The 22529-nt window shown below is 60.6% G+C and carries 22 protein-coding genes; 11 read left to right on the top strand and 11 right to left on the bottom strand.

The window, feature by feature from the left end:
• Positions 1–9: 9 nt before the first annotated feature.
• The 3 genes from trpE to rpe all read right to left on the bottom strand — a co-directional run bounded on the left by trpE (position 10) and on the right by rpe (position 3106).
• Positions 10–1497 carry an anthranilate synthase component I gene (gene trpE / locus C7436_RS10455; protein WP_121207775.1) on the bottom strand — a complete coding sequence of 496 codons (1488 nt, stop codon included), beginning with the start codon at positions 1495–1497 and terminating at the stop codon, positions 10–12.
• A gap of 236 nt (positions 1498–1733) precedes the next feature.
• Positions 1734–2423, bottom strand: a complete 690-nt coding sequence (locus C7436_RS10450; RefSeq protein WP_121207774.1) for a phosphoglycolate phosphatase — start codon at positions 2421–2423, stop codon at positions 1734–1736.
• Complete coding sequence (gene rpe, locus C7436_RS10445) at positions 2420–3106, bottom strand: ribulose-phosphate 3-epimerase (RefSeq protein WP_022993148.1); 687 nt, start codon at positions 3104–3106, stop codon at positions 2420–2422. Before rpe ends, C7436_RS10450 begins: the two co-directional genes overlap by 4 nt.
• A 98-nt stretch (positions 3107–3204) precedes the next feature.
• Here rpe and C7436_RS10440 point away from each other — a divergent pair, with 98 nt between their 5' ends.
• Positions 3205–4170 (top strand): DUF3530 family protein, encoded by a 966-nt coding sequence (locus C7436_RS10440; RefSeq protein WP_121207773.1) that lies wholly within the window; start codon positions 3205–3207, stop codon positions 4168–4170.
• Here C7436_RS10440 and C7436_RS10435 read toward each other — a convergent pair.
• The 3 genes from C7436_RS10435 to C7436_RS10425 are packed head-to-tail and all read right to left on the bottom strand — an operon-like array spanning position 4167 to position 6648.
• Positions 4167–4922, bottom strand: coding sequence for a DnaJ domain-containing protein (locus tag C7436_RS10435; protein ID WP_121207772.1), 756 nt, complete (start codon positions 4920–4922; stop codon positions 4167–4169). The genes C7436_RS10440 and C7436_RS10435 overlap by 4 nt on opposite strands.
• Entirely contained in the window at positions 4919–5605 is a 687-nt protein-coding gene (gene murU / locus C7436_RS10430) for an N-acetylmuramate alpha-1-phosphate uridylyltransferase MurU (protein WP_121207771.1), read from the bottom strand. The genes C7436_RS10435 and murU overlap by 4 nt, the downstream gene beginning before the upstream one ends.
• Positions 5606–5607: 2 nt before the next feature.
• On the bottom strand, positions 5608–6648 hold the full coding sequence (locus C7436_RS10425) for an aminoglycoside phosphotransferase family protein (protein ID WP_121207770.1): 1041 nt from the start codon (positions 6646–6648) through the stop codon (positions 5608–5610).
• Positions 6649–6886: 238 nt separating this feature from the next.
• On the opposite strand from C7436_RS10425, the gene C7436_RS10420 reads away from it, so the two are divergent.
• The 9 genes from C7436_RS10420 (at position 6887) to slmA (ending at position 15385) form a co-directional block, all read left to right on the top strand.
• Entirely contained in the window at positions 6887–9220 is a 2334-nt protein-coding gene (locus C7436_RS10420) for an LPS-assembly protein LptD (RefSeq protein ID WP_170155431.1), read from the top strand.
• Positions 9221–9282: 62 nt separating this feature from the next.
• Positions 9283–10626: a peptidylprolyl isomerase gene (locus tag C7436_RS10415; protein ID WP_121207920.1), complete on the top strand. Its 1344-nt coding sequence runs from the start codon at positions 9283–9285 to the stop codon at positions 10624–10626.
• Positions 10623–11633: a 4-hydroxythreonine-4-phosphate dehydrogenase PdxA gene (pdxA, locus tag C7436_RS10410; protein ID WP_121207768.1), complete on the top strand. Its 1011-nt coding sequence runs from the start codon at positions 10623–10625 to the stop codon at positions 11631–11633. Before C7436_RS10415 ends, pdxA begins: the two co-directional genes overlap by 4 nt.
• Entirely contained in the window at positions 11630–12460 is an 831-nt protein-coding gene (rsmA, locus tag C7436_RS10405) for a 16S rRNA (adenine(1518)-N(6)/adenine(1519)-N(6))-dimethyltransferase RsmA (protein WP_121207767.1), read from the top strand. The genes pdxA and rsmA overlap by 4 nt, the downstream gene beginning before the upstream one ends.
• On the top strand, positions 12453–13256 hold the full coding sequence (locus C7436_RS10400) for a symmetrical bis(5'-nucleosyl)-tetraphosphatase (RefSeq protein WP_011786917.1): 804 nt from the start codon (positions 12453–12455) through the stop codon (positions 13254–13256). Before rsmA ends, C7436_RS10400 begins: the two co-directional genes overlap by 8 nt.
• Entirely contained in the window at positions 13243–13641 is a 399-nt protein-coding gene (locus C7436_RS10395) for a DUF423 domain-containing protein (protein WP_114433750.1), read from the top strand. The genes C7436_RS10400 and C7436_RS10395 overlap by 14 nt, the downstream gene beginning before the upstream one ends.
• Before the next feature lie 17 nt (positions 13642–13658).
• A complete protein-coding gene (gene thiS / locus C7436_RS10390; RefSeq protein ID WP_031210319.1) occupies positions 13659–13859 on the top strand; it encodes a sulfur carrier protein ThiS in 201 nt (66 codons plus the stop codon).
• 59 nt (positions 13860–13918) lie between these two features.
• Positions 13919–14728 (top strand): thiazole synthase, encoded by an 810-nt coding sequence (locus C7436_RS10385; protein ID WP_011786914.1) that lies wholly within the window; start codon positions 13919–13921, stop codon positions 14726–14728.
• 69 nt (positions 14729–14797) lie between these two features.
• Positions 14798–15385: a nucleoid occlusion factor SlmA gene (gene slmA / locus C7436_RS10380; protein WP_023009546.1), complete on the top strand. Its 588-nt coding sequence runs from the start codon at positions 14798–14800 to the stop codon at positions 15383–15385.
• Positions 15386–15569: 184 nt separating this feature from the next.
• Here slmA and C7436_RS10375 read toward each other — a convergent pair whose 3' ends face one another.
• The 3 genes from C7436_RS10375 to C7436_RS10365 all read right to left on the bottom strand — a co-directional run bounded on the left by C7436_RS10375 (position 15570) and on the right by C7436_RS10365 (position 19186).
• Entirely contained in the window at positions 15570–16394 is an 825-nt protein-coding gene (locus C7436_RS10375; protein ID WP_011786912.1) for an inositol monophosphatase family protein, read from the bottom strand.
• A 52-nt stretch (positions 16395–16446) separates the two neighbouring features.
• Complete coding sequence (locus C7436_RS10370) at positions 16447–17742, bottom strand: pyridoxal phosphate-dependent aminotransferase (RefSeq protein ID WP_121207766.1); 1296 nt, start codon at positions 17740–17742, stop codon at positions 16447–16449.
• A 124-nt stretch (positions 17743–17866) separates the two neighbouring features.
• Entirely contained in the window at positions 17867–19186 is a 1320-nt protein-coding gene (locus C7436_RS10365) for a substrate-binding domain-containing protein (RefSeq protein ID WP_121207765.1), read from the bottom strand.
• Positions 19187–19393: 207 nt separating this feature from the next.
• On the opposite strand from C7436_RS10365, the gene C7436_RS10360 reads away from it, so the two are divergent.
• Positions 19394–20050 carry a response regulator transcription factor gene (locus tag C7436_RS10360; protein WP_121207764.1) on the top strand — a complete coding sequence of 219 codons (657 nt, stop codon included), beginning with the start codon at positions 19394–19396 and terminating at the stop codon, positions 20048–20050.
• On the opposite strand, the gene C7436_RS10355 is transcribed toward C7436_RS10360, so the two are convergent.
• Positions 19983–21365 (bottom strand): sensor histidine kinase, encoded by a 1383-nt coding sequence (locus tag C7436_RS10355; protein ID WP_228198098.1) that lies wholly within the window; start codon positions 21363–21365, stop codon positions 19983–19985. The genes C7436_RS10360 and C7436_RS10355 overlap by 68 nt on opposite strands.
• Before the next feature lie 79 nt (positions 21366–21444).
• Positions 21445–22527 (bottom strand): lipase secretion chaperone, encoded by a 1083-nt coding sequence (locus C7436_RS10350; RefSeq protein ID WP_121207762.1) that lies wholly within the window; start codon positions 22525–22527, stop codon positions 21445–21447.
• Positions 22528–22529: the final 2 nt, after the last annotated feature.

The raw sequence follows: 22529 nt of genomic DNA, 5'->3' as shown, positions 1-22529 counted from the left end.
TCCTCCGCCTCAATGGTCGTAGTCGTTGTAGGTCATGGCCACGGCACGGAAAATGGCGCGGCCCTTGTTCATGGTTTCTTTCCATTCGAGGCGGGGAATGGAGTCTGCCACCACGCCGGCGCCGGCCTGGATGTGCAGGGTGTTGTCCTTGATGACCGCGGTGCGGATGGCGATGGCGGTGTCCATGTTGCCGTTGAACGACAGGTAACCGACCGCACCGCCGTATACGCCGCGCTTTACCGGTTCCAGCTCGTCGATAATCTCCATGGCGCGGATTTTCGGCGCGCCGCTGAGGGTGCCTGCGGGCAGGGTGGCGCGCAGCACGTCCAGGCAGCTGGTGTTTTCTTTCAGTCGACCGGTCACGTTAGAGACAATGTGCATCACGTGGGAATAGCGCTCCACGATCATCTTGTCGGTCAGCTTCACTGTGCCGGTTTCCGACACCCGGCCGGCGTCGTTGCGGCCCAGGTCGATCAACATCAGGTGCTCGGCGATCTCTTTCGGGTCGGCCAAGAGTTCCTTTTCCAGGGCTTTGTCCTCGGCATCGGTGGCGCCACGCTTGCGGGTGCCGGCGATGGGCCGGACGGTGACTTCCTCATCTTCCACACGCGCCAGGATTTCCGGAGATGAGCCGACAATGTGGAAGTCTTCCAGATCCAGGAAGTACATATACGGTGACGGGTTGAGCACGCGCAGCGAACGGTAGAGGTTCAGGGGTGGTGCCTCGAAAGGAATCGACATGCGCTGGGAAATGACGGTTTGCATGACATCGCCATCCAGCACGTAGCCTTTGATCTTGTCCACCGCCGCTTCGAATCTGTCCTGGGTAAAGCCGGAAATAAAGTCGCTCTCGTCCACCACCTTGCCGCGTAGATGTTCCGGTGTGCGGGGGGCGTTGGCGGTCTGGCGGTGCAGTTGGCTTTCCAGCTCGTCGATGCGGCGTTGTGCCGCTTCGTAGGCGCCTTCAATAGACGGGTCCACGTGCACAATCAGATGCAACTTGCCGCGCAGGTTGTCGAACACCACGATTTCATTGGACACCATCAACAGAATATCCGGCGTGCCGATCTGGTCGGGCGGGCAGCTGTGGCGCAGGCGCTTTTCGATGTAGCGCACGGTGTCGTAGCCGAAATAGCCCACCAGGCCACCGTTGAACCGGGGCAGTTCGGGCAGGTCCGGGGCGTTAAAGCGCTTCTGGTAGTCGTCCACGAAAGCCAGAGGGTCATCGACCTCTGCATGTTCGACCACTTCGCCGTTGCGGCTGACTTCGATGCGGTGGTCGAAGACTTTCAGCACTTCCTGGCTGGGTAAGCCAATGATTGAATATCGGCCCCATTTCTCGCCACCCTGTACCGATTCGAACAGGTAGGAGTATGGCCCGCTGGCCAGTTTCAGATAGGTGCTGAGGGGAGTGTCGAGATCCGCCAGAACTTCGCGGTACACAGGGATACGGTTATAGCCGGCTTCAGCGAGCTCGTGGAATTGCTCGGGTGTCATGGTTCGGTTTCCTGAAATCTGATCTGCGTTTTGTCAGAACGGTGTTACACCGCTGTGACCGGTGGTGCGGGCAAGCAGGCATGCGCCATCAGCCCCGGGGCTTGCTCAGCCGGTGCGCCATCGCCACCATCGTGTTGCGCGGGTTGTCAGGATGCCTCGCGCTGCAGTCAGATTCAGTCCCTGCACGGCAGGAATCTCCCGAATTGATGTGTTCAAAATAAAACGTCCTTGCGAGATTACAAAAGCTCGGCCAGCGAATCAACAACAGCATCTGCACCGAGACTGTCAACGGAGCCGCCAAAGTTATAGCCATACCTGACGGCGACGCAGGGGATGCCTGCTGCCAGGGCTGCATTGACGTCAGCTTTGGAGTCCCCGATCATCACCGTGGTGCCCCGTGTGCCGCCCAGTTTTTCCATGGCGTGCAGCAAGGGCGCCGGGTCCGGTTTTTTCACTGGCAGGGTATCGCCACCGACCGAGAGGTCGAACCACTGATCCAGACCGGTTTTTTCCAGCAGGGGCTGAACAAACTGGTCAGGTTTGTTAGTGACCACGGCCATCCGGCAGCCCAGTTGCCTCAGGTGGTCCAGGCAGTCATGGACGCCGGGAAATACCTCGGAATGCCGGCCATTCAGCTGGCCGTAGGCATGATAGAAAATGGTCAGGGCGTCGTTGAACAGCGCCTCATCTTTAGCGGTGGCGGGTTCCCAATCGGTTTTTCCGGCCAGGGCCCGGCGCACCAGAACCTGGGCGCCGTTGCCAACCCAGGTGCGCACCTTGTCCAGGCCTGCCGGGCTACGCCCCAGGTGCTCCAGCATCTGATCCACGGCGGCGGCCAGATCCGGTGCGCTGTCTACCAGCGTGCCGTCCAGATCAAACAGGGCGACTCCCGGCCAGCGGGCGTTGAACAGGCCTTTCAGGCTCATCCGCCGATCACCTTGCGGGCCTGCTCAAGTTCCTCTCGCATGGCGTCGATGGTGGCCTTGTAATCGGGAGTGTTGAATATGGCAGAGCCGGCCACGAAGGTGTCGGCGCCGGCCTCGGCAATTTCCCGGATGTTGTCGGTTTTCACGCCACCATCGATTTCCAGGCGAATGTTGTAGTTGCTGGCATCAATCTTCTTGCGGGCTTCCTTGAGCTTGTCGAGGGTGCCGGGGATAAACTTCTGGCCACCGAAGCCCGGGTTCACTGACATCAGCAGCACCATGTCGAGCTTGTCCATGACGTAGTCCATGTAGCTCAGCGGGGTGGCGGGGTTAAACACCAGCCCGGCCTTGCAGCCGCCGTCGCGGATCAGTTGCAGGGAACGGTCGATGTGGTTGCTGGCCTCCGGGTGGAAGGTGATGTAGCTGGCGCCGGCGTCAATAAACATGCGGATCAGGTCATCCACCGGAGACACCATCAGGTGCACGTCGATGGGGGCGGTAACGCCGTGCTTGCGCAGGGCCTCGCACACCATGGGCCCGATGGTGAGATTGGGGACATAATGATTGTCCATCACATCGAAGTGCACCACGTCGGCACCAGCAGCCAGAACGTTATCGACTTCTTCTCCCAGACGGGCGAAATCGGCGGAGAGGATGGATGGGGCAATCAGATATGAATTCATCGGGGCTCTCTCGGGGTAGTGAATTATCGGCCTCTGGGCAACCCTGCTAGTCTATCAGTTTGCCGGTGATTTTCGCAGCGGGATAGGTGCATTGGCTCATGGTGTTGAAAGCAATCAGATTACTTTGTCTGTTCTTGATCAGCGGCTGGCTGAACGCCGCTGTGGCCCAGGATGAGGCGAAGGGGGGTGAGGAAGCGGAACCCGCGACCAAGGCTAATCCAGCGTCAAGATCCGGCTTTTCAACGGGTTTGGGCGAATGGGCGCTGGTACGGCGTTACCCGGAGCAGGCTGTCTGGCTCGATCTGGACGACGAAGGCCGGGCGTTGGGGTTGTTCCTGCCCGAATACGTTACGCCGGCAACCGGGGCTTTGCTGATACTGGCCGACGAAGGCCAGACGGCCGACGAGGGTGTGCTGGGATCGTTGCGGGTGGCGCTGGCGGAGCGGGGTCTTGCGGTGATGACGGTTGGCCTCGGGCTGCCGCCGGAGGCGATACGCCGACATCGCATGGATGTCATGGCGCCTGGCCTGGATGATGACGCCGGACAGAACCCGGATCAGGGCGGGAATACACCGGATTCGGTCATGATTGATGTGGCTGAGGAACCGCCTCTTGATGACCTGACCGCAGATTTTCGAAATTCGGTTCGTACAATTCTGTCCGCCGGGGTAGCGGTATTGCAGCAGCGTGGCTATGAACGTGTGGGCGTGCTGGGCATTGGCTGGTCTGCCGACTATGTCACGGACTGGGCGGCGGACGCCGCTGCCGTGTCTGCGGTGGTCTGGCTGGCCCCCCGGTTTCCGGCCCGGCAGGCCGTTACCTTGCCCTCGTTGTTGAAGGAGCGAAACGGAGGACAGGGATGGCCGGTGCTGGATCTGCATGATTCCGCTGGGCCTTCCGGCGCAGAGGGCCAGGCGCGGGCGGCGGCGTTTGCTCGCGCGGACGTGGCCGGTTACGACCGTCAGCCCGTGGCCCTCAATCGACCACTCCGGGCTGAAGATGCGATGCGGGTTGCCAGCCGGGTCAGTGCCTGGCTGAAAAACCGGTCGGCCAGCGGGGATTAAAGTGCCCGATGTCTCTGGCGAATCAGTTCCCAGGCCTGTTGATAGCGTAACAACCGGTCTTTTGCTACCGCCACTTCCGAGGGCGTCAGCTTCTGCTGCGCCAGTTTGTCCGGGTGGCAGGCGGAAACCTGTTTGCGGTAAGCGCGTTTGATGGTCTCCAGCGAATCTCGCCGGGTTACGCCCAGAATCTGGCAGGCCTGCTCGTACGTCGCCGGCTTTTGCGGTGGCGCCGCAGTGCGGATCCAGACCTTGCTGGCGTAGCTTTCGAAAATGTCATCGCTGATGACCACGGGCAACCCCATATGGCTGATGGCGTCTTCGCAGCGGTAGCGCCGGGCCTTGCCGGGCTGGCCGAGGATTTGTGCGCCATGGCACAGGCAGATAGCGGTTTTCAGGGCTGGTGCCGGCCAGAGCAGCAAGGCTAGGCGCAGCATCAGGCCCTGGCGCAGGGGCAGGTGGTCAGTGTCCTTGCCCTTGCGAAACTGGTCGATGGCTTTGCGGCGTTGCCTGGCCGACAGGGCCAGGGCTTTCATCAGGGCTTCGGCATAATGAATGTCCGGTTCCCGGACCCGGCCATCGGCCTTGGCAATGTAACCCAGAAAAAAGAACAGTGGCTTGCGGCACCAGCGCGGCAGGCGCGCGCGCTCCATCAGGGTGCTGGCCTGATGTCCGCAACTGGACAGTTCCTGCAGCAGTTCCTGGAATGACGACTCCATTCTCGCCGGCAGGGCGGGTGGATTGCTCTGGCTCATGATGTCCGGGCCCTTTCGTGCAGCCACTGGTCCAGGCTCTGCAATCGTTCTGGTGTGCCGACGTCCACCCACTGGCCGTTATGATGCAGGCCGGTGACCCGGTTGCGGGCCATGGCCCTGCGCAGCACAAGGCCAAGTTTGCCGGCGGAATCGTCCAGTTCATCAAACAGGCGCCGGTGCAGCACGCTGATACCGGAGAAGGTGAGTTTTTCGGTCCCGTCAGGGTTCAGAAAGCCGTTGTCCTGAAGATGAAAATCCCCCTCAAGGTGGTGGGGTGGATTAGAAACCATCACCAGCAGGGCATCGGCATTGGTCGGGGCCTGGAGCTGGCTGAAATCGAAATCGCTCCAGATGTCACCGTTGACCACCAGGAACCAGTCGTCGCCCGCGTCGGTCAGCAGAGGCAGGGCCCGGATGATGCCACCGGCGGTTTCCAGCGGTTCACCCTCTGCAGAGTAGCGAATGCTGACACCAAAGGCCTCGCCATCCCCCAGCCGGGCTTCAATCTGTTCCCCCAGCCAGGCATGGTTGATCACAATGTCGCTGAAACCGGCGTCGCGCAGGCGCTCGATATGATGAACGATCAGGGGCTGCCCCCCGGCTGACAGCAACGGCTTGGGGGTGGTCAGGGTCAGCGGGCGCATACGCTCGCCTTTGCCGGCGGCGAGAATCATAGCCTTCATGGTCAGCGAACTCCCGGCTCCGGCAGCGGGCCAATGCGCTGTTCGATGGCCGGAATCACGGTGCTGCAGAGCCACTCGTGAAAATGCCGGAAGGCTGGTTGCCGGGCGCTGGCATCTCGCAGATAACTGACGGTGCGGGGAATGTCAGCCAGGTAGCCGGTCTTGCCGTCGCGAATGGCGAGGCGGGCAAAAATGCCGGCGGCTTTCAGATGGCGCTGCATGCCCATGAGCTCAAACCACTGCCGGAAAGTATCTGCATCAGCGCGGTGCAAACCGGCCTGCTGGCTGGCGTTACGAAAATGCTCCAGCCAGCTTGCCAGGCGGTCTTCCGGCCAGCGCACGTAGCAGTCTTTAAGCAGGGAGACGGCGTCATAGGTGATGGGGCCGCGAACGGCATCCTGAAAATCGATCACGCCGGGAACCGTCTGGCTATCACGGACCAGAAGATTGCGGGAGTGGTAGTCACGGTGCACGGTGACTTCCGGCTGCGCCAGAGCACTTTCACGGAGCAGACCGAAGGCGGTGTCCAGCAGCGCACGTTCCTGGTTGTCGAGTTCCAGGCCCAGGTGTTTTTCCAGCAGCCAGTCCGGGAATAGCGCCATCTCCCGGTCGAGCAGGGCTTGATCATAGGCGGGTAGTGGATAGTCTGCCGGGTCGTCCAGCCCGGCAATACTCGCCAGTTCGTCCAGCGCGGCCCGATACAGGGTGTCCGCATCGCCCTGTTCCAGGGCCGTTAACATCAGCAGATCGCCCAGGTCTTCCAATAACAGAAAACCCTGCTCAAGATCCTCGTCAGCAATGGCGGGCACGGCGATACCGTGTTGATGCCAGTGTCGGGCGATAGCCACAAACGGAACGCAGTCTTCGTGCTCCGGTGGAGCATCCATCACAATGAAGGGGGCGGGTTGCCCGCCCGGCACGTCTTTCCAGACCCGGAAGTACCGTCGAAAACTGGCGTCGCCGGAAACCGGTGTCGGGCTGGCGGCCGAGAAGCCGGGAATTTGCCTGACCCAGCGGGTCAGCAACTGCAAACGGTTATCCATGGTCAGATCAGCATTCCTGGATCGGTGGATGATGGCCGGCGCGTTAACCGGGCACTCTCTGCACCGGAGTATAAAGAGGGTAAAACGGAATTGCAGCGGGCTTTCCGTTAACAAGCCTTGAGGGCGCGTGTAAACTAGGTGCCCTTACGCCCAGCCATCATTCAAATGGAACAGGAATTTCGTCAACGTGCCCAGCCATTGCTCCTCCCTGTTGTGCGCCAGGTTCCGGCTTTCAAGCCTGGCCGTCATCGTGGCATTGGCAGCGAGTGGCGTACGTGCCGAGGGGGCGGGTAGCAGCCCCAGCGCCGCTGAGATTGACTGGCGCCCGCGCAATGAATTGCCGCCAGAAGTGGCCGAACGGCTGCCGGTGTTCTGCGAGGGCGGTTATCTGCCGGGCACGGTTGGCGGCGATGGCGCTGTGGTGCCGGGCGTGGGTATCGATGGTTCAGCGCCACTGGAAGCCAGTGCCCTGAACGCCCGCTATGAACTGAATAGCGAACTTTACCTGCAGGGAGATGTGCGCCTGCGCCAGGGTCCGTTCCAGGCGACCGGCGCGGAGGCAAGGTACAACCAGCAGTCCGGTGAATTGCGGCTGAAAGGGCCGCTGGTCAGCCGAGGTGAGGGCTTTCTGCTGACCGGGCAGGAAGCGAACTACTCTACCCAGTCCGGGCAACTGGATATCAACACGGCCACGTTTCTCCTGCACGAGTCGGAACTCAGGGGCGAGGCCTCATCCCTGTCCAGGGTCAGTGAAAGCCAGGTGGTTATCTCCGATGGCATGATCACTACCTGTGGTCCGGGCCAGAATGATTGGTCGATTGTCGCATCGGACATCGAGCTGGATCAGGCGGAAGGTTTTGGTACTGCACGGCACGTGCGGCTGGAAGTGCTGGATGCGCCGGTATTCTACTGGCCTTACATTACCTTCCCGATTGATGACCGCCGCAAGACCGGTTTCCTGTATCCCCAGTTTGGCTCGTCCAGCGCTGGTAGCGGGGCTTATCTGGCCTTGCCGTACTATCTGAATCTGGCACCCCATTATGATGCCACCCTCACACCGCAGTATATTCACGGTCGCGGCCTGTTCACGGAAGTGGAGGGGCGCTACCTCAGTCGGTATGGCGAATCGGTGCTGCAGCTGGGGTATATCGACAATGATTCTGCTTTTCGGGATGAAAATCCGGGTGAAAATGGCGAGCGCTGGGCCCTGGATTTTTCCACCCGGGCGGCGTTTGGCGGAGGCTGGAGCGGCTACGGCGATTACTCGGTGATATCAGATGAGGACTACCTGAGCGATCTGAACCGCAGTCTCGAGATTGATCAGGCGACGCATCTTCAGCGACGGGGTGGCGTCCGTTACTACGGCGCCAATCAGTACTTTGAGGCCTACCTGAACGGCTACCAGACCATCCGCGACCGCATTGCCGATGTCAACAAACCCTACGCTCAGTTGCCGGAAGTGATCTACGGCGGCTCGCTGGAAGCCGGCTGGCTGGAGGCAAACCTGGAAAGCCAGTACACCTGGTTTTACCGGGACAATGAGACCCTTACCGGCCTGGACAAGGCCAACGGCCAGCGGTTACGGGCGATTCCCGAACTGGCGTTGCCCATGCGCGCGCTCTGGGGCTTCAGTCGTCCTTCGGTCAGCCTCGACTACACCCGCTATGAACTGGACGACTACACCCAGGGCGAGGCCAGTTTCGACCGCACCGTGCCGGTGTTCGAGTGGGACAATGGTCTGTATTTTGATCGTCGATCCAGCCTGTTTGACGTACCTTACAACCAGACCCTGGAGCCCCGGCTGTATTACGCCTGGGCCGATGCCGAGGCCGATCAGAACCACATCCCGGATTTTGATACCGGCATCCGCAGTTTCCGCTTTGATCAGCTGTTCCGGCGGGACCGGTTTACCGGCGGGGATCGGGTCGGTGACGCCAACCAGTTGACGGTGGCGCTCACCAGTCGTTTCAATGACCTCCTGACCGGGGCGGAGCGGGCCAGGGTGAGTGTTGGCCAGGTGCGCTATTTCGAAGATCGTGAAGTGGATCTGTTTGGCGAGGGCGCATCCGACCGGAGCCGCTCACCGCTGGCGGGCGAGTTGGTGCTGAACCCCATCGACAATCTGGAGCTTCGTTCTTCCCTGTTGTGGGATCACGAAACCCGGAAAACCGAAGAGGGCCGCAGCCAGCTGATTTTCCACTCCGAGGATTATCGTTACCTGGCGACACTCGGACATACCTACAGCCGGCCGGATGAGCTGGAACAAACCGACATTGGAACGGTCTTTCCGGTAACGGACCAGGTCAGTGCCATTGGTCGCTGGGTCTGGGATTCTCAGCTCGACCGAACCGTGGGCACCCTTGCCGGTCTGGAATATAACAACTGCTGCTGGAGTTTTCAGGTGGTGCACCAGAACTACCTGACTGATGACGAAGAACTGGACACCCGCTTGCTGTTCCGGATTGAACTGAAAGGTCTGGGCGGCAGTGGCGGTGCATCCGACAACATCGCGGACGCCATCTACGGCTACGACGAGCGCGAGCGCCGGAGGTTCGGAAACCCGCGCCGTTGAACGAACCCGAATCTGCAGGCCGACCCGGCTGCGATCACGATTTTACAAACCAAGAGGTGATTATGAAGGCGACTGTCCGCCACGGACTGACAATTCTGCTGACACTGGCCATGGTGGTGCTGTCAGTGACTGCTCAGGCCGAACGAAAACTGCTGGACCGTGTAGTTGCGATCGTGGATGACGAGGTGATCCTGCAGAGTGAACTGGATGCCCGTATCAATACCATTGTCGGTCGCCTGAGCGCGCAGGGCACAGGCCTGCCGCCCCGGGAGCTGCTTGAGCAGCGGGTACTGGACCAACTGATTCAGGAATCCCTGCAGCTGCAAATGGCCGACCAGATGGGCATGCGCATCAGCGACAACGAGCTGAACGAGACCCTGGCCAATATTGCCCGCAGCAACGGCATGACCCTGGCCGAATTCGAAGGCCAGCTGGCGGAAGAAGGGGTGACCTATCAGCAGGCCCGGGAGCAGATCCGCAATGAAATGCTGACCAGCCGGGTGCAGCAGCGTCGCGTAGGTAACCGGGTGCGCGTTACCGACCGGGAAGTGGAAAATTATCTCCAGGCCCAGCAAGCCAACGGCAGTACCGATGCCGAATACCGTCTGGCCTATATCTTTATCGAAGTTGACGACCCGGCCAGCGAAGCGTCGGTGGATGAGGCCCGGGAGACAGCACGGGCTTTGCGCCAGCAGATTGCCAATGGTCGGGACTTCCGGGAAGTAGCGGTTGCCGAATCCGATGCCAGCAACGCTCTGGAAGGGGGCGACATGGGCTGGCGATCTGAAAGCCAGTTGCCCTCACTGGTCGCGCCGGTGGTACCGGATCTGGAAGTTGGTGAGCCTTCGCAGGTGCTGGAAAACAACAGTGGTTTTCATCTGGTGATGGTGATGGACAAGCGCGGAGGTGAGCAGCAGCAATTTATCCAGCAGCACCGGGTCCGGCATATCTTGGTACGGCCTTCCGAAGCGGTGACCGATGTGCAGGCGGAGCAGCGCATTCGCGAGATCTACCAGCAGTTGCAGGATGGCGCCGACTTTGCCGATCTGGCCCGTGAACGCTCGGACGATCCGGTCTCCGGCTCGGACGGCGGTAATCTGGGCTGGGTAAGCCCGGGCCAGATGGTGCCCGCTTTTGAAGAAGCCATGAATCAGGCGCAGGTGGGCGAATATTTCGGGCCTTTCCGGTCCCAGTTTGGCTGGCACATCCTGCAGGTGGAGGAGCGCCGGCGCCAGGACGTGACCGAACAGAATCGCGAGTCCCAGGCTCGTCAGGCCATCTATATGCGGAAATTCGAGCTGGAATTGCAGAACTGGCTGCGTGAGATTCGGGACGAAGCCTTTGTTGAGTTCAAGGGTGAATATGCCGATATGAACCCGGAGAGCGAGGAAGCAAACCCGTCATGAGCACACCGGTGATCCTGGCACTCACTGCCGGCGAACCGGCCGGCATCGGCCCGGAACTGTGCCTGCAACTGGCAACCGGGAGCCGGGACGCCGGCCTGGTGGTGATTGCCAGCCGCGAACTGCTACGAGACAGGGCCAGCCAGCTCGGGCTCCAGATTGAGCTGCATGACTGGCAGCCAGGTGTAGCGGCAGCAACCCGGGCGGGTCATTTATCGGTACGACATGTTGAAGGTTGTGGTTCCACGGTGGCCGGCCGGCTTGATAAGGGTAACAGTCAGTACGTGCTGGACACCCTGACCATCGCCGCCCGGGGTTGCCTGAATGGCGATTTCGACGGCATGGTGACCGCGCCTGTGCACAAGGGCGTTATTAACGAAGCCGGCATCGTCTTCAGTGGCCATACCGAATTCCTGCAGGAGCTGTGTGGCGTGGAACGGGTGGTGATGATGCTGGCCACGGAAGAACTCCGGGTGGCATTGGTAACCACCCACTTACCCCTGAAAGACGTTTCTGCGGCCATTACACCGGACCGGCTGATTCAGGTGACGCGCATTCTGAATGCGGACCTGAAAGCCTTTTTTGGTATTGATCAGCCGCGCATTCTGGTGGCTGGCCTGAATCCCCACGCCGGTGAAGGGGGCCATCTGGGGCGGGAAGAAATTGAGGTGATTGAGCCTACCCTCGAACAGCTGCGGGCCGAGGGAATTCAACTGACCGGGCCGTTGCCGGCGGACACCCTGTTCACCCCGCACTGGCTCGACAATGCCGATGCGGTATTGGCCATGTATCACGATCAGGGCCTGCCGGTACTGAAATTCCAGGGCTTTGGCCGGGCCGTTAATATCACCCTGGGCTTGCCCATTGTCCGTACCTCGGTTGACCATGGCACTGCCCTGGATCTGGCTGGCACGGGCAAGGCCGATGCGGGCAGCCTGCATACCGCTATCCGTGTGGGCGAGCAGATGGCCCAGTGCCGTAAAGCCACAGGGGCCGGAGAACTCTCATGAGCAACAAACACGGGCACCAGGCCCGTAAACGGTTTGGCCAGAACTTCCTGCATGATCCCGGTGTGATAGAACGCATCGTGCGCGCGATCAATCCCAAGCCGAAAGACTCGATTGTTGAAATCGGCCCCGGTCTGGGGGCTATTACCGAAGAAATCCTTGCCATCAATCCCCGTTTGCAGGTGGTGGAATTGGACCGGGACCTGATTCCGGTGCTGCGCACCAAGTTCTTCAACTACCCGGAATTCCGGATTCACGAGGCCGATGCCCTCAGTTTCGATTTCAGCCAGTTGGTGAGTGACCGGCCTTTGCGCATTGTCGGCAACCTGCCTTACAACATCTCCACCCCGCTGATCTTTCATCTGCTGTCCCAGAGCGGTGTGGTGCAGGACATGCACTTCATGTTGCAGAAGGAGGTGGTGCAGCGGCTGGCGGCGGTACCGGGCGACAACAATTACGGCCGCCTGGGTATCATGGCCCAGTATTTCTGCAAGGTGCAGCCGCTGTTCGAAGTAGGCCCTGGCGCCTTCCGCCCGGCCCCGAAAGTGGACTCCGCCATTGTCCGCCTGGTGCCCCACAAGGAACTGCCGTACCCCGCGAAAGACCTGAAAACGCTGCAGGCAGTGGTACGCACCGCGTTCAATGCCCGCCGAAAAACCCTGCGCAAGGCGCTGGCGGCCATGGTTACCGTAGAACAGCTGCAGTCCCTCGGAATCAACGATGGCCTGCGCCCGGAAAACCTGGGCCTGGCCGACTATGTCAGGATCGCGGATTTGCTGGCAGACACTGGTAAGCTGCAGGCAGACGACAACGAGGTAAGTGATGACTGACTACGCCATCGGCGATATTCAGGGTTGCTACGATCGCCTGCGGGATGTGCTGGCGAAAGTCGATTTTTCGCCGTCCCGTGACCGGCTCTGGGTGGCCGGTGATCTGATTAACCGCGGCCCGTCATCACTGGAAACCTTGCGCTACATCGAAAGCCTGGGCGATGCCGCCGTCGTGGTACTGGGCAACCACGACCTGCATCTGCTGGCGGTCGCGCTTGGCGGCCACAGCCCGAAGCGCAAGGATACGTTGCATGACATTCTGGACGCACCGGATCACGACCGGCTGATCCAGTGGCTGCGCCAGCAGCATCTGTGCGTGCACGACGCCGGCCGAAACCTGGTGATGGCCCATGCCGGCCTGCCGCACATCTGGAGTGTGGAGCAGGCCGTGGCCTGTGCCCGGGAAGTGGAAGCCGTGATCCGGGACGACCAGGCGGGCGAATATTTCAGCCAAATGTATGGCAATCAGCCTGAAGCCTGGTGTGATACCCTCACCGGTATGGATCGCTGGCGAGTGATTACCAATTATTTTACCCGCATGCGTTTTATTGCCAGCGACGGCCGCTTGGAACTGGCTACCAAAGAGTCGGCCGATCAGGCGCCTGAGGGCTATGCCCCCTGGTTTACCTATCCCCGTCAGGACGATGTGAAAGTGGTGTTTGGCCACTGGGCTGCGCTGGAAGGCAACACCGGCAGCGACCGGTTTATCGGGCTGGACACCGGGTGTGTATGGGGCGGCGCCCTGACCATGATGAATCTCGATACCGGAGAGAAAATCCACTGTGACTGCGGCTGACCCCGGAACCCGGATTGTACGCTGGGCACTTGTCGCCGGCGCCGTCGCCGGCCTGCTGGCCGTTATGGCTGGCGCTTTCGGTGCTCATGGCCTGCGCCATGTGGTGTCTGAACGCGGCCTTGAGGTGTTCCAGACGGCTGTCAGCTACCAGATGTACCATGCCCTGGCTTTGGTGGCCGTGAGCCTGATGCCGGCGCTTGGCATGTCGGGGAACCTGCTGACCCTGGCCTGTGGATTCTGGCTTGCCGGCATGATGTTGTTCAGTGGCAGTCTCTACCTGCTGGTTCTGACAGGAATCCATTGGCTGGGCCCGGTGACACCGGTGGGCGGCGTCTGCTTTATGGTGGGCTGGGTGTTGCTGATTGTCGCAGCCCTGAAGAAGTAACGGAGGCAATGGTAACCATGTTGGTACAGGTGAATGGCGAGGCGATGGAACTCCCGAGCGGAGCGACCATTGCCGCCCTGATAGAACAACTCACCCTGACCGGGAAACGCCTGGCGGTGGAGGTCAACGAAGACATTGTGCCCCGCAGCCAGCACCCGCAGTTCACCCTGAATGAAGGTGACCGGGTGGAAGTGGTCCACGCCATCGGTGGTGGTTGATACCTCATCAGAGCCAGGCGGTTCCCGCTCTTACTTTATCCAGATAACTCAGGCAGGTTATGACAGAGACACCAGAGATTCAGCTCCCCGAAGACAAACCCCTGGAAATCGCCGGCAAGGTGTACCAGTCCCGCTTGTTGGTGGGCACTGGCAAATACCACGACCTGATGGAAACCGGCCATGCTATCGAGGCCAGTGGTGCCGAGATCGTGACTGTGGCCGTACGCCGTACCAACCTGGGCCAGAACCCGGATGAACCCAATCTGCTGGACGTGATTTCCCCGGAAAGCTACACCATCCTGCCCAATACTGCCGGCTGCTACACCGCCAAAGATGCGGTCCGCACCTGCAAGCTGGCCCGGGAACTGCTGGATGGCCACGATCTGGTCAAACTGGAAGTGCTGGGCGAACATAAAACCCTGTACCCCAACATGCCGGAAACCCTGATCGCGGCTGAAGAGCTGATCAAGGATGGCTTCAAGGTGATGGTGTACTGCTCGGACGACCCTCTCCTGGCCATGCGCCTGGAAGAAATGGGCTGCGTGGCCATCATGCCTCTGGGGGCGCCGATTGGCTCCGGCCTGGGTATCCAGAACCGCTACAACATCCGGCTGATTGTCGAGAACGCCAAGGTGCCGGTGTTGGTGGATGCGGGTGTTGGTACGGCCTCGGACGCTACCATTGCCATGGAGCTGGGCTGTGACGGCGTGCTGATGAACACCGCGATCGCCCAGGCCAAAGACCCGATCAGAATGGCCAATGCCATGCGCCTGGCCATCGAATCCGGCCGTGAAGCCTACCTCGCCGGCCGTATGCCCAAGAAACTGTATGCCAGTGCCTCGTCACCGATCGACGGCACTTTTTTCTGAAAAGTCCCTCCCTCGCCGGGGAGGGCATATAAAACCAAAACCAGAATTTCAGAGCGCTGTAGTCCTGTCATGACCAACCAGAAACCCAGTCGCCGGGAGTCTATTCTCCAGGCGCTAGTCGAGCTGTTGCAAAGCGATCCCGGTGCCCGAATCACCACGGCCGGCCTGGCCAAAACCGTGGGCGTTACCGAAGCGGCCCTGTACCGGCATTTTCCCAGCAAGCGCAAAATGTTTGAGGCGCTGATCGAATTTGCCGAGGAGGCGGTTTTTTCCCGTTGCCAGGTGATTCTGCAGGAACAGGAGGATGTGCGCGTGCGCCTGCAGCAGCTGTCGCATCTGGTGCTGGTGTTTGCCGAGCGTAATCCGGGCTTGTGTTGCGTGCTGACTGGCGATGCGCTGATGGGGGAGGATGAATCGCTGAGAAAGCGGGCATCCCAGTTCTTTGAACGGCTGGAAACCCAGATTCGCCAGACCCTGAAAGAAGGCGAAATCCGCCAGGGACTGCGGCCCAGAACCACGGCTGCCCGTGGTGCGGACTTTGTCATGGTGTTCGTGGAAGGCCGGATTCAGCGCTTTGTACGGTCTTCGTTTTCGCGCTTGCCGACGAGTGATTTCGACGAGGCCTGGGGGCTGGTGTCCGAAGCGGTCTGGGGATAAAGGTTGGGAGGTGGTGTACCCCTAGCCTGATGGTTTTGGAGAATGGCACTGGCTGGAAGCCCTTTCCCGAAACCGCTACAAGCACATCCCTGTGCGCTTCTCTCCGGCCATCCATGGCCTCCGAAATTTCGGGAAAGGGCTTCCAGCCAGTGCCGATCGTGCCTCGGTGAAATGTCGATAAAACTCAGTCGTAACCCGAAGCAGTCCGCAGAATTGAGCGCACTGGCGCCCACACGGCCGGCGCCGAGATGAGAATATCCCGCCCATAGAGATCCGCCGGATAGCCCTCCGGAACTTCCCCGAAATGGCCTACCGTAGCGCCAGCTTCTTTTGCGATCAGACGGGCGGCGGCGAAGTCCCAGGGGCTGACGTTTTCGTAGTAGATGTCCAGCCGGCCACAGGCCACCCAGCAGATGTCCAGAGCGGCGGAGCCGATCCGGCGCAGGTCGCGGCACTGGTGAATCATGGCGTCCAGGCGGCGTACCAGCGGTTCCAGGTTGTCCTTGGTGTACGGAAAACCGGTGGCGAACAGCGATTGTCTGGGATTGGTCGCGCCGCTGTGGCGGATAGGTTGGTTGTTCAGGGTTGCGCCTTCGCTCTCGGTGGCCCGGAAGGTTTCGCCGGGAAACGGCGCGTGCACAACGCCCACCCGCACTTTGCCCTTCTCGGCGTAGGCGATGGACACCGCAACCTGCGGATGGCCGTAAGCGTAGTTCACCGTGCCGTCGATGGGGTCGACTATCCACAATGGCGTTTCCAGCTCTTCCGCCTGGGACAGATCCGGCATGGTTTCCTCAGAGAGGATGCGGTGGTGGGGGAAGCGTTCGCGGATGGTGCCGGTGATGAATTCGTCGGCCATCACGTCGGCGTGGGTGACCAGTTCGGTCTGGTGTTTGTAGTCGGTGCGCAGGGTGTTTTCTTCCCGCTCGTGGCGGATCAATTCGCCGGCTTCGCGGGCCAGGGCTTCGGTGAAATCGGTGATTTCCTGGAGAGAAACTGAGTCAGACATGGCACCCCCGCGGTTTTTGAAACTGTGAGGGTGCCAGTCTAGCACGGCAGGTTTACAGGCTGTTCAGCCACTTCTCCATTTTATCCATGGCCAGCACCAGTTTTGGGCAGGCCTGCTGGACAAAGCTGTCATCCAGTTCCTGATCGGCGTAATCGCCACCGGCCAGGTTCAGGGCCGCGGTACCGTCGAAATCGACAAATGCCAAACGGGCGCCGAGGTGGTCCGGTACAAAGCCGAAATCACTGGAGGGCAGGATCGCGACGCCGGTATTCTCCAGCAGGGCGGTGCAGAAGGCCTGGGAAGTCTTGATGTCCTTGCGGGCCAATTGGTCGCGGAAACCGGAGAAGTCCGGGAACAGGTAGAACGCACCTTCGGGCTTCTGAACCACCGCGCCCATGTCGGTCAGACGGCGATGCATGTATTCACCCACCACTTTCAGCACCCGGCGCGACTGAACCAGATATTCCTCAATATCCTCACCACCATTGAAAGCAGCAATGGCCGCGTGCTGGATGGGGGCGCTGGTCGCCGTGTAGGTTTCGCTGGCGATGATCGCCATGGCGTCCTGCAGTGGCCTCAGCTCGGGCGGGAAGATAAAGGTGCCCAGGCGCCAGCCGCCGGCGCCGGCCCACTTGGACAGGCCTGTGCTGATGATGGTGCCTTCCGGGTAGTAGCGGGCAATGGACTTGTGCTTGCCCTCAAAGTGTACTTCCCCGTAAATCTCGTCCGACAGCAGAATCAGTTTGTACTTGCGGGCCACGTTGGCGATGGCCAGCAGCTGATCGTCGGTGTAGGTGCATCCGGTGGGGTTGGACGGGTAGTTGAGAATCAGGATTCGCGGGCGCGACGGGTCGTCCCGGCAGATGATGTCCAGTTCCTCGGCGGTCAGCTGCCAATTGTTCTCGGCGTGGGTCGGCAGCCAGTGTACCGAACGGCCGATGATACGGGCCTGGGGCGCATAAGACACCCAGCTCGGGCGCGGTATCAGCAGGTCGCCGTAGTAGGCCAGCTGCAGCATGAACAGCAGCTCTTTGGAGCCCGGGCCGATCAGCACGTCTTCCCAGGTACAGCGCATGCGCTCGCTGCGGTTGATGTAGCCGGCGATGGCTTCACGCAGGCCCTTCAGACCTTTGACCGGCAGATAATCTTTTTCGTGGGCGTGCTCCTTGAGGGCGTCGACCACGCGATCCGGTACCGGGAACGGCGACTGCCCCAGCCCCAGTTTGATGATGTCCTTGCCTTCGGAACGGAGCTGGTTACTGAGCTCGTTGATGCGCAGGGTGGCGGAGGGCTGGATGCCCCGTACGTTCAGGTTAATCGCGTAACGGTGGTCGTTTTTGATGTCCATTGTCCCGGTCTGTTGGTTGGAGGGTGACAACGGCAGTATAGGAAACCCAAACATATCTGTGACGGGGGTGCGGATAGGGGATTGCCGAAGTCTGCAGGCAGACTTTGGTCGAATCCCCGGCTGGTCAGGGGTTCTTGATCCAGACTTCTACCCGGCCATTGCGCTGGTTTCCCTTGCCGCCAACGGGCATATAGTGGCCATAACCCGTGTAGGCGACGTTCGCCACACCTGCCTGGCCCAGTGCCTTGCGCACCGACAACGCTCTCAGCTCGGAAATCATCTGGGCCCGAAGTTCGTGGCTCTGGGCGTCTGCAAAACCGATCAACAGCAGATCATTGGCGTCGCGATTGTGCTGTTGCAGGTAATGCTTTACCCGTAACAGATCCCGCTGGGCCTTGTTGTCGAGTTTGGTGCGGCCTTCGGTGAACCGGAAGTTGACGGTCAGGCGTTGATAGCTGCTGGTCAGCCGACGGAAGCTCTCCGGCACGGAGGTGTCGAGTTCCGGTTTTACCGCGATCGGATTCTGGGAAATAAAGCCGGATTCGGCCACCAGGTTCTGGCCATCCTCATCCAGGGCATAGTCGATCAGGCCTTTGGCGAAAGCCGGTGTTTTATCCCCCATGGTATACATGAACAGTCGGCGGGAGAGCGGGTAGTCTTCGCTGGCGACCGTCAACTGGTTCGGTTTCAGGGCCGGGGCATTGCCCTCGGAAATCGCCAGTAGTTTGCTGTTGCGAACCGAGGCCAGACCGGAGAAGCCGATACCGCCGGGATCCAGGGACACGTCATCGGACAGCTGGTCGTTGGATTCGTAGCGTTTGGCGGATTCGTCCAGGCGGTAGCCTTTACCCAGAACCAGGGATTTAAAGGTATCCCAGGTGCCAGAACGATCATCCCGGGCGTAGAGCCGTATTGGCCGGTCCGGCCCGCCAAGTTCCGACCAGTTACGAATCTGGCCAGCGAAAATGCGCCCGAGCGTATCGATACTCATGGCATTGACCGGGTTGTCGGGGTGCACCAGTACGGCAAGGCCATCAATAGCGATGACATGTTCACTCTCCAGGGCTGTCAGGTCGGCCTTCTGGCGAACCTGTTCCGCCTCAGCGGCTTTGACCGGCCGGGAGGATGCCCAGATCTGCGCCTGACCGCTGGCCAGGGTGCGGAAGCCGGTGCTGGAGCCGTGGGCGGCCACCAGAACACTGACGGGGCCCTGTTCGGTCTCGGTCAGCAGAATCTGCTCGTTCTCGGTGCCCGTGGCCCGGCGGCTGACCGGACCATTGTTTTGCTGTTCCAGATAGCCACTCACCAGCATGGGCGCCAGCGTGGCGCCGACGGTGTTGGAACCATGGATTTCCAGCTCATGGGCGTTGGCGCCGGCGCAGAGACTGGCGCTTGCAAGCAGTGCCAGCCAGTGGCCGGCGGTCTTCCTTGTGAAATCAGGCATCGTGTTGAAAACCTTTTCAGATCAGATGGTTGTGATGCCGGAAGGATGCTTCAGAAATATGACAGTTATGTTTCAGGCAAGGTCAGGCGGGGCGAAAGGGCCCAATACTTTTGTAAGAAAGTGTTAAGCAGGCCGCTGAGGCGCCGGGCTGGCTGCCTTATAGTGGGGTGTCCGCAGTAACAAAAACAAACACAGCGGGGCACTATCATGCATGTGACATCGCTCCGGCATGGCTCGTCTTCGGCAGAGCATCGAACCGCGGCCTTTGAAAAGGTTCTGCTGGTCGATGACCACGCCCTGTTTGCACAGGCGCTGGCGGGCCTTATCCGGCAGGAGGAACTGGCGCTCTCGGTGGTCACAGTTGGCACACTGGAGGCCGCGGCCGAGCAACTGGTCCATGGCACCGGGGTCGATCTGGTATTGCTTGACCTGGCACTTAACGGAGAAGCCGGACTTTCGCTGTTGCCGCGTCTGGCTGGCTTGCGGAACACCCCGCCGGTGGTGATTATCTCCAGCAGTGAGGACGAAAGCACCGTCAGGGCCGTGCGAACGGCCGGGGCGGCCGGGTTTCTGGCCAAATCGGCCGGCCGGGCGGCACTGGTTCGTATGATGCAATCGGTACGGCGGGGGCAGGGCTATTTCCCCGGGGGTATGGCGCCTCTGGTGTCGGAGACCCCGTTAACACCACGTCAGCTCGAAGTGCTGACGCTCCTCGCCCAGGGGTTTCCCAACAAACGCATCTGCCAGAGCCTGGGCCTGACTGAACACACGGTCAAAACCCACCTGAAAGCGATCTTTACCCAACTGGGGGTGCACAATCGGACTGAATGCGTGAACCGGGCCCGGGCCCTGGGCTGGTTGTAACAGCAACCGGCAGTGCCACCCAGAATACCGCGCCCCGGCCCGAAGATGATTCGGTTCCACATTGCCCGCCCATGAGCCGGGAGAATTCGCGCACGATGGTCAGGCCCAGCCCGAGCCCCGCCTGGTGGCTGGCACCGGCACGGATGTAGGGGTCGAAGACCTGTGTGTGCAGGCTTTCCGGCAGCCCACGCCCGTCATCGCACACCCGGATGCGGGCCCAGTTCCCGGTGGTGACCGTGTTGACCTGAATGCGCTGGCCACCACTGTGGTCGGCGGCATTGATGACGAGGTTCTGCAATACTCGCAACAGCAAGCTGGGATCCGCGGTCAAGGCCAGCCCGGGCTCGGCCGGGGCAATGTCCAGGCGGATGTCGCGACGGGACAAGGTGTCTGACAGCAGATCTTCAAGCTCCTGCAACGTATGGTTCAGTTGCACAGGCTGGAGCTCCGGCTGAATCATGCCCTCGTTCAGTCGGGCGCTGTCGAACACCGTTCCCAGCAGATTACGGAGCTGACCCACGGTATCACGAAGCTGATTCATCACCTCGGAGTGTTCGCGTTCAGGTTGCAGCGTTTCCAGCGTCAGGTCGATGACATTCAGGGGTTGGCGCAGATCATGGCTGGCCGCAGTGATCAGCTCGGTTTTCCGACGGCTCTCGTCCCTGGCGGACTGGTGCAACAGATCCAGGAGCTGGCGGTCGAGAAAGTGGGCACGGTGACGGTACTCGCTGATCCAGGCGCCGACCATACCAATGACATTTGCGGTCATCAGAAAGAACAGATTGGTGAGGGTGGCGGTGGCAGGGTTGCCGGCCCAGAGCTCTGCCAGCAGGTAGGCCCACACCAGAACAAAGGAGGCCACCGAGGCGGAAAAAAAAGGCAGTCCCATGGCAAAGTATCCGAACATCAGCATGAGTATCATGCCCTCATAAGGCAGAGGGTAGCTGTGCCAGCGGGCGGCCAGGATAATGGCAATGACGCTCAGGCCTCCGGCGATATAGGCAAACACGTACAGCCGCTCGAAGTGGTGGTCGTCGGGGGTTTTCCGGTGGGCCAGCCAGAGAACCAGGGCGATGATCGGGCAGGTAATGGCCAGTCTTATTCCAGCCGTGAGACGGGCCAGCTCGGCTGGCAGGGTCATCAGGTCTACCAGGGCGTACACCAGAAAGAGCAGCAGACCAGCGATAGATGCCAGTCTCGCCCGTTGGCGAATTAACGCGGAACGCGCTTTGCGGTAGTCGGCTTCCAGTGCCGGCAAAAAACGCAGGGTCAGGAATCCTCTGGCCTGTTGCTGTTGGATTTGTTCGGCCGTCATGGTGGGGATATCCACGGAACACAAGCTTCGATTCTAGAACGCTCTGGCTCCGGATTTCGGGAGCCAGAGCACAGAGTGGTCAGCTTTGGTTCAGCATTCTGAGCCGGGCCCAGGTTCGGCTCTGTTCATCGGGGAAGTATTGCTCCAGCAGGGCATCCTTGTGTTTCTGACGATCTGCTCCGGCCAGGCCTTCCAGATCCTCGGCGTCAACAGCCTGTTCGAACTCGGAAAACTGCTGATCAAAACTTTCACGTTGTTTGAGGTAACTGACGACCCCTTCGGCACTTTCCGGGTCCATGCCCAGCTCCACCAGCTTCCGGCCGGCGGCTTCCGGTGATTCGGTATTCTCCAGGGCAGACAGTCGGGCCTGATGCTCGCGGGTTTCGCTCTGCAGTCGTTGCTCGGTTGCCCGAAGCGACTCCGGCAGCTGTTTGCGGTGCCATTCAATCAGCGCCTGTTTGCCTTGATCGGAAAGATCTTCCCGCTGCTGGATACTCATGGCCGCCAGGGTGTACTCGCTGTAGGCCTCTTCCTCGCCGAAAAACGCCTGATGTGCGTCCGGGCTGAAGGTCGAACGGCGCAGTTGTTTCAGACTGCTCAGGGCATCGCCGAGGGCGGTTAGCTGGTAGCCAGGGTCGTGTTGTCGGCTCGGATCCAGTTCCGTCTGCATCAGCTGTAACGCAGCCTGCTTGTAAGCCAGGTACTGGTCGAGCAGAACCATGGCATCGCTGGCGGCCGGTTCCGGCAGATAGTTGCGGGCCACGGACTGGATCTGTCCGATGGCGGCCTCTGGTGAGACTTCACCCACGGCGCTCAGGAAGTAATCGAAGAAGTCGCGAACGCCAAGGTCCAGAATCAACTCGCCGTTGCGGTCTGCCTTGAGGGCGCCGTCGATATCCGTGCCGGCCAGGGAACGGGCAAAGTTCTGGTCGGGAAGGCTGGCGGGTGTCTTGTGTGGCGGTTCTTTATTGGAAGGAACCGGGGCCGATGCCTGGGTGACCGCCGGTGGCGTGACAGCAGGCGCACTGGCAAAGGTTTTTGCCGGGTCTGGCCTGGGTTCTGAATCCGGTGCCTGCCAGTACCAGAGGCCGCTGCTGGCCATAATGGCCAGCAGGGCAACGGGAAGCAGCCACCGCAGTTTCCGGGTGGACTGGTGCTTCATAA

The sequence above is a fragment of the Marinobacter nauticus genome, assembly GCF_003634635.1.
Taxonomy (GTDB): domain Bacteria; phylum Pseudomonadota; class Gammaproteobacteria; order Pseudomonadales; family Oleiphilaceae; genus Marinobacter; species Marinobacter nauticus.
Note: the sequence above shows the minus strand (reverse complement) of the source record. Positions and strands in the feature narration are given on the sequence as shown.

What these genes read in the sequence shown, in the direction of transcription:
- trpE (WP_121207775.1), bottom strand. Translation starts at nt 1,497, where the DNA reads ATGACACCCGAGCAATTCCACGAGCTCGCTGAAGCCGGCTATAACCGT.
- C7436_RS10450 (WP_121207774.1), bottom strand. Translation starts at nt 2,423, where the DNA reads ATGAGCCTGAAAGGCCTGTTCAACGCCCGCTGGCCGGGAGTCGCCCTG.
- rpe (WP_022993148.1), bottom strand. Translation starts at nt 3,106, where the DNA reads ATGAATTCATATCTGATTGCCCCATCCATCCTCTCCGCCGATTTCGCC.
- C7436_RS10440 (WP_121207773.1), top strand. Translation starts at nt 3,205, where the DNA reads ATGGTGTTGAAAGCAATCAGATTACTTTGTCTGTTCTTGATCAGCGGC.
- C7436_RS10435 (WP_121207772.1), bottom strand. Translation starts at nt 4,922, where the DNA reads ATGAGCCAGAGCAATCCACCCGCCCTGCCGGCGAGAATGGAGTCGTCA.
- murU (WP_121207771.1), bottom strand. Translation starts at nt 5,605, where the DNA reads ATGAAGGCTATGATTCTCGCCGCCGGCAAAGGCGAGCGTATGCGCCCG.
- C7436_RS10425 (WP_121207770.1), bottom strand. Translation starts at nt 6,648, where the DNA reads ATGGATAACCGTTTGCAGTTGCTGACCCGCTGGGTCAGGCAAATTCCC.
- C7436_RS10415 (WP_121207920.1), top strand. Translation starts at nt 9,283, where the DNA reads ATGAAGGCGACTGTCCGCCACGGACTGACAATTCTGCTGACACTGGCC.
- pdxA (WP_121207768.1), top strand. Translation starts at nt 10,623, where the DNA reads ATGAGCACACCGGTGATCCTGGCACTCACTGCCGGCGAACCGGCCGGC.
- rsmA (WP_121207767.1), top strand. Translation starts at nt 11,630, where the DNA reads ATGAGCAACAAACACGGGCACCAGGCCCGTAAACGGTTTGGCCAGAAC.
- C7436_RS10400 (WP_011786917.1), top strand. Translation starts at nt 12,453, where the DNA reads ATGACTGACTACGCCATCGGCGATATTCAGGGTTGCTACGATCGCCTG.
- thiS (WP_031210319.1), top strand. Translation starts at nt 13,659, where the DNA reads ATGTTGGTACAGGTGAATGGCGAGGCGATGGAACTCCCGAGCGGAGCG.
- C7436_RS10385 (WP_011786914.1), top strand. Translation starts at nt 13,919, where the DNA reads ATGACAGAGACACCAGAGATTCAGCTCCCCGAAGACAAACCCCTGGAA.
- slmA (WP_023009546.1), top strand. Translation starts at nt 14,798, where the DNA reads ATGACCAACCAGAAACCCAGTCGCCGGGAGTCTATTCTCCAGGCGCTA.
- C7436_RS10375 (WP_011786912.1), bottom strand. Translation starts at nt 16,394, where the DNA reads ATGTCTGACTCAGTTTCTCTCCAGGAAATCACCGATTTCACCGAAGCC.
- C7436_RS10370 (WP_121207766.1), bottom strand. Translation starts at nt 17,742, where the DNA reads ATGGACATCAAAAACGACCACCGTTACGCGATTAACCTGAACGTACGG.
- C7436_RS10365 (WP_121207765.1), bottom strand. Translation starts at nt 19,186, where the DNA reads ATGCCTGATTTCACAAGGAAGACCGCCGGCCACTGGCTGGCACTGCTT.
- C7436_RS10360 (WP_121207764.1), top strand. Translation starts at nt 19,394, where the DNA reads ATGCATGTGACATCGCTCCGGCATGGCTCGTCTTCGGCAGAGCATCGA.
- C7436_RS10355 (WP_228198098.1), bottom strand. Translation starts at nt 21,365, where the DNA reads ATGACGGCCGAACAAATCCAACAGCAACAGGCCAGAGGATTCCTGACC.
- C7436_RS10350 (WP_121207762.1), bottom strand. Translation starts at nt 22,527, where the DNA reads ATGAAGCACCAGTCCACCCGGAAACTGCGGTGGCTGCTTCCCGTTGCC.